This is a genomic window from Cupriavidus sp. HY129, from assembly GCF_059492215.1.
In genome coordinates this window covers 2,622,819-2,634,138 of sequence record NZ_CP083254.1, presented here as the reverse complement: position 1 = coordinate 2,634,138, position 11,320 = coordinate 2,622,819, and the positions used below count along the sequence as shown (strand labels likewise).

General features: G+C 63.2%; 11 protein-coding genes. 7 read left to right on the top strand and 4 right to left on the bottom strand.

Annotation, left to right across the window (positions count from 1 at the left end; genetic code table 11):
* The first annotated feature begins 16 nt into the window (after positions 1 to 16).
* The 6 genes from K6G35_RS12050 to K6G35_RS12025 all read left to right on the top strand — a co-directional run bounded on the left by K6G35_RS12050 (position 17) and on the right by K6G35_RS12025 (position 7,632).
* Complete coding sequence (locus tag K6G35_RS12050) at positions 17 to 1,447, top strand: capsule polysaccharide biogenesis protein (RefSeq protein ID WP_495675769.1); 1,431 nt, start codon at positions 17 to 19, stop codon at positions 1,445 to 1,447.
* Between the two features lie 39 nt (positions 1,448 to 1,486).
* A complete protein-coding gene (locus K6G35_RS12045) occupies positions 1,487 to 1,828 on the top strand; it encodes a hypothetical protein (RefSeq protein ID WP_008642285.1) in 342 nt (113 codons plus the stop codon).
* Positions 1,825 to 3,006, top strand: a complete 1,182-nt coding sequence (locus K6G35_RS12040) for a hypothetical protein (protein ID WP_495675768.1) — start codon at positions 1,825 to 1,827, stop codon at positions 3,004 to 3,006. The genes K6G35_RS12045 and K6G35_RS12040 overlap by 4 nt, the downstream gene beginning before the upstream one ends.
* 24 nt (positions 3,007 to 3,030) lie before the next feature.
* On the top strand, positions 3,031 to 4,392 hold the full coding sequence (locus K6G35_RS12035; protein ID WP_495675767.1) for a cytochrome P450: 1,362 nt from the start codon (positions 3,031 to 3,033) through the stop codon (positions 4,390 to 4,392).
* Positions 4,393 to 4,638: 246 nt separating this feature from the next.
* On the top strand, positions 4,639 to 5,478 hold the full coding sequence (locus tag K6G35_RS12030; protein ID WP_495675766.1) for a hypothetical protein: 840 nt from the start codon (positions 4,639 to 4,641) through the stop codon (positions 5,476 to 5,478).
* A gap of 141 nt (positions 5,479 to 5,619) precedes the next feature.
* The gene (locus K6G35_RS12025) at positions 5,620 to 7,632 is read left to right on the top strand and encodes a diguanylate cyclase domain-containing protein (RefSeq protein ID WP_286881576.1); all 2,013 of its coding nucleotides are present in this window, start codon (positions 5,620 to 5,622) and stop codon (positions 7,630 to 7,632) included.
* Here K6G35_RS12025 and K6G35_RS12020 read toward each other — a convergent pair whose 3' ends face one another.
* The 3 genes from K6G35_RS12020 to K6G35_RS12010 form a co-directional block, all read right to left on the bottom strand.
* Entirely contained in the window at positions 7,633 to 8,178 is a 546-nt protein-coding gene (locus K6G35_RS12020) for a DUF3318 domain-containing protein (RefSeq protein ID WP_186424888.1), read from the bottom strand.
* Entirely contained in the window at positions 8,175 to 8,552 is a 378-nt protein-coding gene (locus tag K6G35_RS12015) for a phage holin family protein (protein WP_024569953.1), read from the bottom strand. The genes K6G35_RS12020 and K6G35_RS12015 overlap by 4 nt, the downstream gene beginning before the upstream one ends.
* A gap of 145 nt (positions 8,553 to 8,697) precedes the next feature.
* Positions 8,698 to 9,015, bottom strand: coding sequence for an ElaB/YgaM/YqjD family protein (locus K6G35_RS12010; protein ID WP_317915246.1), 318 nt, complete (start codon positions 9,013 to 9,015; stop codon positions 8,698 to 8,700).
* Between the two features lie 304 nt (positions 9,016 to 9,319).
* Here K6G35_RS12010 and K6G35_RS12005 point away from each other — a divergent pair, with 304 nt between their 5' ends.
* A complete protein-coding gene (locus tag K6G35_RS12005) occupies positions 9,320 to 9,958 on the top strand; it encodes a peroxiredoxin (RefSeq protein WP_008642307.1) in 639 nt (212 codons plus the stop codon).
* Between the two features lie 155 nt (positions 9,959 to 10,113).
* Here the strand turns inward: K6G35_RS12005 and K6G35_RS12000 are convergent, their stop codons facing one another.
* A complete protein-coding gene (locus tag K6G35_RS12000; protein ID WP_017510704.1) occupies positions 10,114 to 11,307 on the bottom strand; it encodes an acyl-CoA dehydrogenase in 1,194 nt (397 codons plus the stop codon).
* Positions 11,308 to 11,320 lie beyond the last annotated feature (13 nt).

The following is an 11,320-nucleotide window of genomic DNA, read 5'->3' as shown; positions in this document are numbered from 1 at the left end:
AGAATTCGAGGCGAGCATGATTTCGTCATTGGACGGGAAGTCCGCAATCTACGGAAGAGAACCAGCCGTCGTGCCGCAGCAAGGGGGCAGCGTTGCCTCCGAGCTTCAGCGCGTCGGCGGGGGCGCGCCGTTTGACCGGCTGGCTTGCTATCGCCGCGTGTTATTGCTCCAGGGGCCGAATGGTCCGTTCTTCGCGCGCCTGCGTGATTACCTGACTGGCCGTGGCAGTCAGGTGGTGAAGGTGAACTTCAATGGTGGCGACGATCTTTTCTATCGCAGTGGCGATATCGTGCGCTTCACCGATCCGATGGTGATCTGGGAGGCTACGCTGCGCCGGCTGCTGGCCGAACGTCGAATCGAAGCCATCGTCGTGTTCGGCTCCGGTCGTCGACAGCATCGCATCGCCGCTCGCGTGGCCCAGTCCCTTGGGATGCCATTCTGGGTGTTCGAGGAAGGCTACGTGCGTCCGGACTACATCACGCTGGAGCGGGGAGGCGTCAATGCCGATTCACCGCTGTCCGCCGTCACGATGGAAGAGCTTCCCGCCACGACGCTGCCGACCAGGCCGCGTCGGTTCGCACATGCGTTCCGCAACATGGCGCTGTACTCCTTCTGGTATTTCGTCGGCGGTATGCTCGGCGCGCGCCGCTACCCGGACTATCGGCATCACAAGCCGTTCGGCTTGCATGAACTGGCGTTATGGACGCGTGCGTGGTACCGGAAGCACGCCTACCGGTGGCAGGAGCGTGGCGTTCGCCAGCGCTTGCTGAATAGCGATCATCCGCATTTCTTCATGGTCGCCCTGCAGGTTCACAACGACAGTCAGATCCGCGTGCACAGCCCGTGGCGGCGCATGGAAGAGTTCATCGAGTGGACCATTCAATCGTTTTCCGCGGATGCGCCTGCCGATAGCCTGCTGGTGGTGAAGCATCACCCGATGGACCGCGGGCATACCGACTACGGCAAGGTGGTCGCGGCATCCGCAGTGCAGTATGGCGTGACCGACCGCGTCGTGTATATCCACGATGCGCATCTGCCGTCGTTGCTGCATCGCTGCCTGGGTCTGGTCACAGTCAACTCCACCAGCGGGCTGCAGGCGCTGTTCCATCGCGTGCCCGTCATTGCGCTGGGACGCTGCTTTTATGCCAAGCGCGGCCTGACGTTCCAGGGTTCCCTGGGTGCCTTCTGGAATAACCCCGGTGCAGTGGATATGAGCGTCTTCACGCGCTTCCGCAACTACCTGGTGCGCAATTCACAGATCAATTCGTCGTTCTATGCGGACGATGCGCTGCTGCCCGCACTGGAGAACAAGCGTTGGCGACTAGCCGCATCGGCACCGGCCCGTATCGTCTGCATGACGATGCTGATTCTGGCGGACGCCTACAGCGGCCGCCCCTGGGATATCACGACCACGATCAGTTTCGTTGCGGAGCTGGTGGTTGGATGACGAGCGCGATACCGATCATCGAGATTCAATGTTTGTCATATGAGAGAACGCATCGCTGGATTCCTGCTGATGACTTTTATCGTGCCGCTCGCGGTTGTTGGCTATCTGCTGATCGTCTATGTCGGATTCTTCGGCAAGACGGAGCGTGGCCGCGCTGGCGTGAGGGCGCTCGATCAGTTCGTCAATGCCACGCTGTTCAACGGCTATGCATGGGAGTCGGTATCGTCCCACGCCTGGCGCGCGCAGCATCGCTGGTGGGCTCGCGCCATCATCTGGGTCACCGATCTTTTTCAGAAGGACCATTGTCGGCGTGCCAACAAGCGCGAGCAGGCCGTGGTGGATCTGGTACTGAAGAAGAAGCTGCATGAGCGGACGCAATGAACCAGACGACCAAAGCGAAACATACCGCGTCGGCAACGATTCCGAAGGATGTCACGCGCCGCAAGGTGTATTACGTCGCCGGCTTCGACCCACGTGGCGCTGGCTACTATCACCGCCTGTATCGCGAAGAGTCGGCCAAGCAGGCCGCGCATCATGATGGGGCGTCGATCTCGGTGGGCCAACGTGCGAAGCTCGATCCTCTGGTTAGCGCCTGGAATGTGGATAGCCGTTGGGACGGGCACGACGTGGAGACGACCTACCACTACCTGCACTGGGACGATCTGGTGCGCCGCCACTGGCAGGGGAGCCTGCTGCGCGTGATCATGGCGGCGGTACGGGACTACGGGTACTACATCCGCTGCGGCGCGCTGGGCCGGCTGAAGAAAACGTTTCGCGGGCCGTTCTTCAGCGCGGTGTATCCAATGGCTTATCTTGCTCTGTTGTTATTGCTCGCGATCGCTTGCGGCGTCGGCGTCGGCAGCTTGCTTGGTGTGATAGGACTTGCATCCGGATGGGCGTGGGCGGGTGGCATTGCCGCCGGCGCGGCGCTGGGCGCGGGCGGCATCGCGCTGGCCAACCGGCTGGCGGTGTTCTGGCTATTGCGGACCTACTGCTTCGTGCAGGCATGGGGGGCGCGGGAACCCATCGACGTCATGGCAAGAGTGGATGCGCTGGCCGAATGGATTCGTCTGGACCAGCAAGCGTCACCGTCGGACGAGGTCCTGCTTGTGGGCCACAGCGTCGGGTCGATCCTGGCGGTATCCATCGCGGCGCGGCTGACGGCGCTGTTGTCGGACGAACAACGCGGCAGGATCACGCTTGTCACGCTGGGGCAGTGCATTCCGCTGCTGAGCCTGATGCCGACGGCGAAGCCGTTCCACCACGATCTGGGTCGCCTTGCCGACGAGCGGGCGATGTCGTGGCTCGACATGAATGCCAGGGCAGACGCCCTGTGCTTCTCGCAGGCGAATCCGCTCGATGTCTCGGGCATCCGCGGCGGTGGCCGTCCAACTGCCCAGGTGGTGCGCCCGTTCAAGATGTTCGACAAGCGTACCTATGCGCGGATGAAGCTCAATCGTCAGCGCATGCATTTTCAGTACCTGATGGCGAGCGCGTTGCCGAACGAGTACGACTACTTTCGCATGACGGCTGGTCCTAGCCGCATCCAACCATTCTGACTTTCTGAAGCTGAACCCGACGTCATGAGTTTCCAGCCGCCGTATCCCAAGCCGCATGTGCGCAAGAGTTCGTTCATTCTGCGTTTCCTGCGTGGCTGGAATTCGTGGATCGATGTGCTCTTCGAGCGCAGCTACTCGATGAAGATGGGCAAGATATCCCAGCCCGGCATGGATATCTTCATGGTCAACGATGCTGACTGGGTGCGCCGCATTTTGGGCGATACCCACCAGTATCCCAAGCACGAGCTGATGCAACGGGCATTGGAACCGCTGCTGGGGTCAAGCATTTTCACGACCAACGGCGATGAGTGGGAACGCCAGCGCCGACTGGTGGAGCCGGCGTTCGCGCAGGCCCGTCTGAAGCTGGTGTTCTCGCTGATGGCGGACGCGGCGGCGTCGATGCTGCAGCGTCTGGACGCGGTGGCGGACGGGCGCAGCCATGAAGTCGATGGCGAGATGAGCTACGTTACCGCCGACATCATCTTTCGCACGATCCTTTCCGACAATCTCGAGGCCTCCACGGCGCAGGAGATCTACGACGCGTTCCTCGAGTTCCAGCATCATGCCCAGCGGGCGATGATCCTGATGATCTATAGGTTGCCGCCGGTGCTGTCGACCTGGGGCAGCCGGCGCGCGGCGCGGAAGATTCGTGCGATTCTCTCCGGCATCATCGCGCGGCGGATGGCTGAAAGGGACGAAGCGAAGCTTTCCGATCGTCAGGACATTCTCTCCGGCATGATGGACGCGGTGGACCCGGTCACGGGTGACAGTCTCTCGTACGAGGAACTGGTGGATCAGGTCTGCACGCTGTTCCTTGCCGGCCACGAGACATCGGCCAGCGCGCTGACATGGGCGCTCTATCTGCTGTCGCAATGCCCGCATCTGCAAGACAAGATCGTGGCGGAGATCGAGGCAGTGGTCGGCGATCGGGAGTTTGTGGCCGGAGATATCAAGGACCTGCCTGCGCTGGGGAACGTGTTTCGCGAGACGCTGCGGCTGTATCCGCCGGTCGGCTTCTTCGTACGTGAAGCCACGCAATCGCAGTGCATACGCAAGAAGGACGTCAAGGCGGGGTCGCCGATCCTGATCTCGCCGTGGCTGCTGCATCGGCACCGGACGCTGTGGGAACGCCCCGACGACTTTGCGCCGGAACGTTTCGAAACGGAAGCCGGAAAGGCCTCGGCAAAGTGCGCCTATATCCCCTTCAGCAAGGGGCCACGTGTTTGCATCGGCGCGGCTTATGCGACGCAGGAAGCCGTGCTGATCCTGGCCAGCATCGTGCGTCGTTATCGGGTGGATGCGGACCCCATGCACGTGCCCAAGGTGGTAGGGCGCGTCACTGTCCGCTCGGGCAATGGGGTGCGAGTCCGATTGCATCGCCGATGATGGGGCTTCGGGCGTAATGGGCGTAATGGGCGTGATAGGCGTGATAGGCGTGATAGGCGTCCGTGTGCCAACGATGGCCGGGAGCTTGCTGGGCAGGCCGCGTCACAAGTGATCGTTGCGCCGATTGCGCGCAACTTGCGTGGCAGCGTCTCGGGCTTTGGCGCGCAGTCGATCATGGTATTTAATCCGGATATCTCCAGGCTGGTCGTCGCACGCAACATGGCGAAGGACCGATGAGAGGATGTCATGAAGCGGCTTGCAGGCCGGCTGGCCATTCTTCTTGCCCTGGGCCTCGCAGCCATCAGCAGCGCGCGGGCGTCCGAGATCGTTTGTCCGCCGAACTATCAGGCCAGTACCGTCCGATGTGTCGATCCGTCGGTCAGTTACTGCGCGCGCCCGGCTGCCCGGCTGGCGTCAGGCGAGCGGCTGATCTGCGAGTACGCGATGCTCAATGTTGCCTACGAACGCATCTACGCGGACCAGCAGCGGATGCTGCATGCGGGCACGCTGAGCACGGCCGATCTTGCGGCCTGGCGCAGGAAGCGCAATGGCTGCGAGACGGTCACGTGCGTCGACGAGGTGTTCGCGGACTGGCGGCGAATGCCTGCGAGGCGACCTGTCGAGCATCCCGTGACCGCGCGAACCATGGCTTCGACGGCGAACCGTCCGCCGACTATCGCACCTGCACCTGCACCTGCACCTGCACCTGCACTTGCACTTGCACCCACACCCGCGCCGGCCCCGATGTTGTCGCCAGCGATCAAGGCATTGTCCGTCGCGTCGACGGCGCCGCCCCCGGCGCTCTCGCCTCCTGTCCGCAGCGAGCCTGTGACGATTGCGACATCTGCCGTCCCGGCACGTGCGGCGCGTGACGTTCCGCCCTGGGTGCTCGCCTGGCTGATCCTGCCGGTGGCCGTTCTCTGCATGTGCGCCTGGGTACTGGCACACGGCAGGGGCCGCAACGTGGCGCCAACATCGGTTCGGTTGCTGGCCGACCGGTTGCACCACGTGTCACATGCGGCGTTCGTCCTCGGCGCGCTCGCCGTCGTCAATGGCGTCATGCTGTTGATCGTCTTGATGGGCTGACGTGCCGGTTGAACCGTTTCAATTACCCAGTCTGAGTTAGAGACACCCCGGGCGGGCTCGCTGACAATGGCTACGCTGCGCCACATCTGGCGCGACGTAGTCGTTTGATGGTGCCGGAACGTCCGGCACGGGAAGTCTCCAATGCAGCGAGCTGGTGAGGGTAGCCTGCCGGTCGGTGAGCACGTATCGAACCTCATCTGGCCGTTCGTTCCGGTGGTTGTGGCGCTGGCCTTGTTCTGCGTTGCCAGCGTGGACGTGCTATCCGCCGCGCGCAGCTTCGTCGCCGGGGAAAGCCTCTGGACCAAGGGACAGAAGGCCGCGGTCCTGCACCTGCTCAACTATTCGCGCAGCCAGCTCGATACCGATTACGACGCATACCTTGCCGCCATCGCCGTGCCGCTTGGCGATCGTCAGGCGCGTATCGAACTGGAAAAGCATCCGCGCTATGACCATACGCGGGCCGTCGAAGGGCTGCTGATCGGCGGCAATCATACCGACGACATTTCCGGAATGATCCGGCTCTACCGCACGTTCCGCGATGTCGCGGAGATTGACGAAGCTATCGAGATCTGGGCGGCGGCCGATGTCGATATCGCCCGGCTCGACACGCTGTCCCGGACATTGCGCGAGCGCTTTCGTGCTGGCGACTGCGATGCTCGCTGTGTGGCGCCTATCCAGCGCGAGATCGTCGATATCGACAATCGGCTGACACCCCAGGAGGCGGCGTTCTCCTCGACTCTCGGCAGAGCTTCGCGGCGCGTGCGCGCGCTGCTGACGTGGAGCTCGATTGCGGTGGCGGTGGCGTTGCTTGCGTGGGTCACGTGGGTGTCACGCAGCATGATGATCAAGGAGCGGCAGCTACGCGCCGCACTTGCGACTAGCGAGGAACGCCTGCAACTAGCGGTGGCCGGTAGCAACGATGGCCTGTGGGACTGGCATCCGCATCGCGGAGAACTCTATTTTTCCCCTCGGTGCGCGGAAATGCTCGGCTATCGCGCCACCGAACTCCCGCACGCGGTCGAGACCCTGATGGCGCTGACCCATCCCGACGACGTCACCGAACTGGGGCGCCGCCTGTCGGGGCACATGCGCGAGGGCACGCCGTACGACATCGAACTGCGACTACGGAAGAAGGCGGGGGGATATCTTTGGACGCGGGCGCGGGGCCGCATGGTGCGCAGCGCGGTTGGCAAGGCCGTGCGCATGGCAGGCTCGCTCAGCGACATCTCGGACCGGAAGCGCTTCGAGGCGCAATTGCATGCGGAGAAGGAGCGGGCGCAGGTCACGCTTCAGGCAATTGGCGAGGCAGTAATCACGACCGATGTCTGGGGACGGATCGAATCGCTCAACCCGGTGGCCGAGGCGATGACGGGCTGGACCGAGGCTGAAGCCGCCGGTTGCTTCCTGCCTCAGGTTTGTCCGTTGACCGATGAAGTCACGTGCGATCTGGTTACTGATCTGGTGCCACGTGCGCTGGGCGGGACGTGGCCGAGCCAGACCGTCACGGTCCTGAGCCGGCGTTCGGCGGGCGAGTCTTCGGCGAGAGTGGTCGTCAAGCCCTCCGTGGCGCTGATCCGGGACAAGGTTGGGCAAGCCATTGGCGTGGTGGTCGTGCTCCACGACGTCAGCCTGGAACGCGCGCACGCGGCCCAGCTGGCCTATGAAGCCAGCCATGATCCATTGACCGGTCTGGTGAATCGGCCCGAGTTCGAGCGCAGGCTCGAAACGGCAATTGCACGGGCCCGGCAGGAGGGCTGCACGCACACGCTGATGTACCTCGATCTGGATCGGTTCAAGGCTGTCAACGATACGTGTGGCCATGCCGCCGGGGACGAACTGCTCTGCCAGATCGCCGATCTCATGCGCCAGCAGCTACGCCGTAGCGATACGCTGGCGCGGTTGGGTGGCGACGAATTCGCGGTGCTGCTCGAACACTGCTTGCCGAGTGATGGCGAACGGGTGGCGGAATCCTTGCGTCAGGCGATTGCTGCGTTCCGCTTTACCTGTCGGGGGCACGTGTTCTCGGTCGCCGTCAGCGTGGGGCTGATCCGGCTCGATGAGCGGACCTCCAGCACGGAAGACGCGCTCGGCGCCGCCGATGTGGCCTGCTATCGGGCCAAGCGTGCCGGACGTAATCGCGTGGAGGTCAGCTAGTCAGGATTGGGGTGGGGTGGAGGTTGCCGGTGGGGATTTCACCAGCGGATCGCGGAAGCCGGTGTCGACGACCTCGGTCGGTGCGGTCGGTGCAGTCGGGGTGGACGCTTTTGATGCACCAGCATTCGCCGGTACGCCCCGCACGGACTGCCAGGTCTTGATGGCCCAATAGCCGGCGCCGGCCACGACCCCAAGCTTCGAGACCTTCCAGGCGACACGGCCGATCGGTGTGCGCCGCAGCAGCGGTAGCGCCAGCGTGATCGCCGTGCTGACCATTGGATATTCGCGCGTCAGACCCAGCAGTTTGAGCCAGCCGGGTGTGTGGGTCAGGTTTGGCAGCCAGTTGCCGAGGCTGGTCATCCGGCGCACGCCGCCCTTGACGTTGTGCAGCGCCTGCACGGCGTCGTAGCGTTCCAGCGCCGCGCGGGTGATCAGCAGTTCCTTGCGGATCTCCAGCGGCAGTCGGACTTCCTTGGAGAATCGGACCGGGCGCGCATGCTCGTGGCGCTGGCCCAGGTTGGTCGAATCGTCGGCGGGCGTGGTCATCGGCGCAGCATCTCCCTGTCTTTGTCGAGCTCGGCCAGCGTGGCTTCGAACAGCGGCGGCGCGCGTCGGACCATGCGGCGCGCCAGCAGCAGGCAGATCGCGGCGCAGGCGAGGTAGGCCAGGATGATGATGCCGAGGGCCTGCCAGCGGTAGCTTTCCCAGAATACGATGGCGACCAGCAGCGTGAACGTCATCAGCGCCATGCTGAAGAAGACGAGTCCGAAGCACGCCAGCAGCGCAACCTTCATCAGCCGGCCGCGCTCCTCGGCCAATTCCACACTGGCCAGTTCCAGGCGCGTCTGGAGCATCGACACCACGGAACTGGCGAGGTTGCGAACGGACTCCAGGAACTTGGGGGAAGGGGATTCGCTCATGCGGCTCCGGCGAAGGATCGATGCGCTCGCAGTGGCGGCATCTGCAATGGAAAGGTCCCGGTGCGGCGGGCGGTGCCGCGGACCGGGCCTCAGGCCAGGGCGTCCGGCGCAGATGCGCGGCCAGGACGCCGTGCTGCGATGGGTATTACTTGCGGTTCAGCAGCAGACCGATCAGCAGGCCCACGCCGGCTGCCACGCCCACGGCGCGCCACGGGTGGTCATGCACGTAGTCGTCGGTGGCGCGTGCGGCGGCCTTGCTCTTGGTGACCACGGCGTCTTGCAGATCCTGGGCCTTTTCCTTGGCTTGCTTCAGCAGGCCCATGCCACGCTCGCGCAGTTCGGCAGCTTTTTCCCCGGTGGTCGAGGCCGCTTGCTTCAGCAGTTCCTCGGCATCGGACAGAACGGTCTTGACATCGCTCATTAGTTTCTCCTGTTTGCGGGCGGTTGGTTCAAGTGGTGACATTTTGCCTTGCCAGCCCTGGCTTGTGGCGTTTCTTGTCGTCCAAGTAGCATATGTGGCGGCCTGCCATCGTTTCAAGCCTGAATCCGCAAATCCATGCTGCTGTCACTTGCCACGCCCCCGTTTCGGCCGTAGCGCGCCAAGGCAGGGGACGTCAAAGCGTGGTCACCACAAGTCTTTATGACTTCGAGTGATTTTGTAGTGACTTTATATTCGTTTGGGTTGGAAGGCAATCCAACTAAGCTCGGTTCCCTGTGTTTACACGTCGTTCCTTACGTTTATTTACTGTTGTTTCAGGAGACCCCCGATGGCACTGCGTCTTGGCGATATCGCACCGGATTTTGAACAGGAATCGAGCGAAGGCCGTATCCGCTTCCATGATTGGCTCGGCGATGGCTGGGGTGTCCTGTTTTCGCACCCGGCGGACTACACCCCGGTGTGCACGACCGAGCTGGGCCTGACCGCCCGGCTGAAAGAGGAATTCGCAAAGCGCAACGTCAAGGCGATCGCCCTGTCGGTGGATAGTGTGGAATCGCATCACGGCTGGATCCAGGACATCAACGACACCCAGTCGACCTCGGTCAATTTCCCGATCCTGGCCGATGGCGACCGCAAGGTGTCCGAGCTGTACGACATGATTCACCCGAACGCCAACGAAACCCTGACGGTGCGCTCCCTGTTCGTCATCGACCCGAAGAAGAAGGTCCGCCTGATCATTACATACCCGGCCAGCACCGGCCGCAACTTCAACGAGATCCTGCGCGTCATCGATTCGCTGCAGCTCACCGACAATCACAGCGTGGCCACGCCGGGCAACTGGCAGGACGGCGACGATGTGGTGATCGTGCCCTCGCTGAAGGACGAAGAGGTCATCCGCCAGAAATTCCCGAAGGGTTACAAGGCCGTACGTCCGTACCTGCGTCTGACGCCGCAGCCCAACAAGTGAAAAAAACCGGGCCCGGGGTTTGCCCCTGGCCCGGTTCAGTGCCACTGACCTTTCGAATGATGTCGTAAAACGGCGGGCTCGCCCGTCGTCTCCTTGGTAGTGTGCTTCCGCCCGGCTTGATGACTCAAGACCGGGCTTTTTTCATGCTTCCGGCTTCAGAAGAATGCCTGGAGGCCGGTTTGCGCGCGACCCAGGATCAGCGCGTGGATGTCGTGCGTGCCTTCGTAGGTGTTGACCACCTCGAGGTTGACCACGTGGCGGATCACGCCGAACTCGTCGGAAATGCCGTTGCCGCCGAGCATGTCACGCGCCACGCGGGCGATGTCGAGCGACTTGCCGCACGAGTTGCGCTTCATGATCGAGGTGATTTCCACCGCGGCGGTGCCTTCGTCCTTCATGCGGCCCAGGCGCAGGCAGCCTTGCAGGCCCAGCGTGATCTCGGTCTGCATGTCGGCCAGCTTCTTTTGCACCAGCTGGGTGGCGGCCAGCGGGCGGCCGAACTGCTTGCGGTCCAGCGTGTACTGGCGTGCGGTATGCCAGCAGAATTCGGCAGCACCGAGCGCACCCCAGGCAATGCCATATCGGGCCGAGTTCAGGCAGGTGAACGGACCCTTCAGGCCGCTGACGCTCGGCATGATGTTCTCTTCCGGCACGAATACCTGATCCAGCACGATTTCACCGGTGATCGACGTGCGCAGGCCAACCTTGCCGTGGATGGCCGGGGCCGACAGACCCTTCCAGCCCTTCTCCAGGATGAAGCCGCGGATGGCTTCCTTGCCATCGTCGCCCATCAGCTTGGCCCACACCACGAACACGTCGGCGATCGGCGAGTTGGTGATCCACATCTTGGCGCCGGTCAGCTCGTAGCCGCCAGCCACCTTCTTGGCGCGCGTGACCATCGAGCCCGGGTCCGAGCCATGGTTGGGTTCGGTCAGGCCGAAGCAGCCGATCCACTCGCCGGTGGCCAGCTTGGGCAGGTACTTCTGCTTCTGGGCTTCGGTGCCGAATTCGTAGATCGGGACCATGACCAGCGACGACTGCACGCTCATCATCGAACGGTAGCCCGAATCCACGCGCTCCACTTCACGCGCGATCAGGCCGTAGCTGACGTAGTTCAGGCCGGGGCCGCCGTACTGCTCGGGGATGGTCGGGCCGAGCAGGCCCAGTTCGCCCATCTCGCGGAAGATCTCCACATCGGTCTTCTCGTTGCGGAAGGACTGCAGCACGCGCGGCATCAGCTTGTCCTGGCAGTAAGCCGCGGCGGCGTCACGCACCATGCGTTCGTCGGCGGTCAGTTGCTGGTCGAGCAACAGCGGGTCAGCCCAGTTGAATTCGGCGTTGGCAGCCATGGAGGTCTCCTTC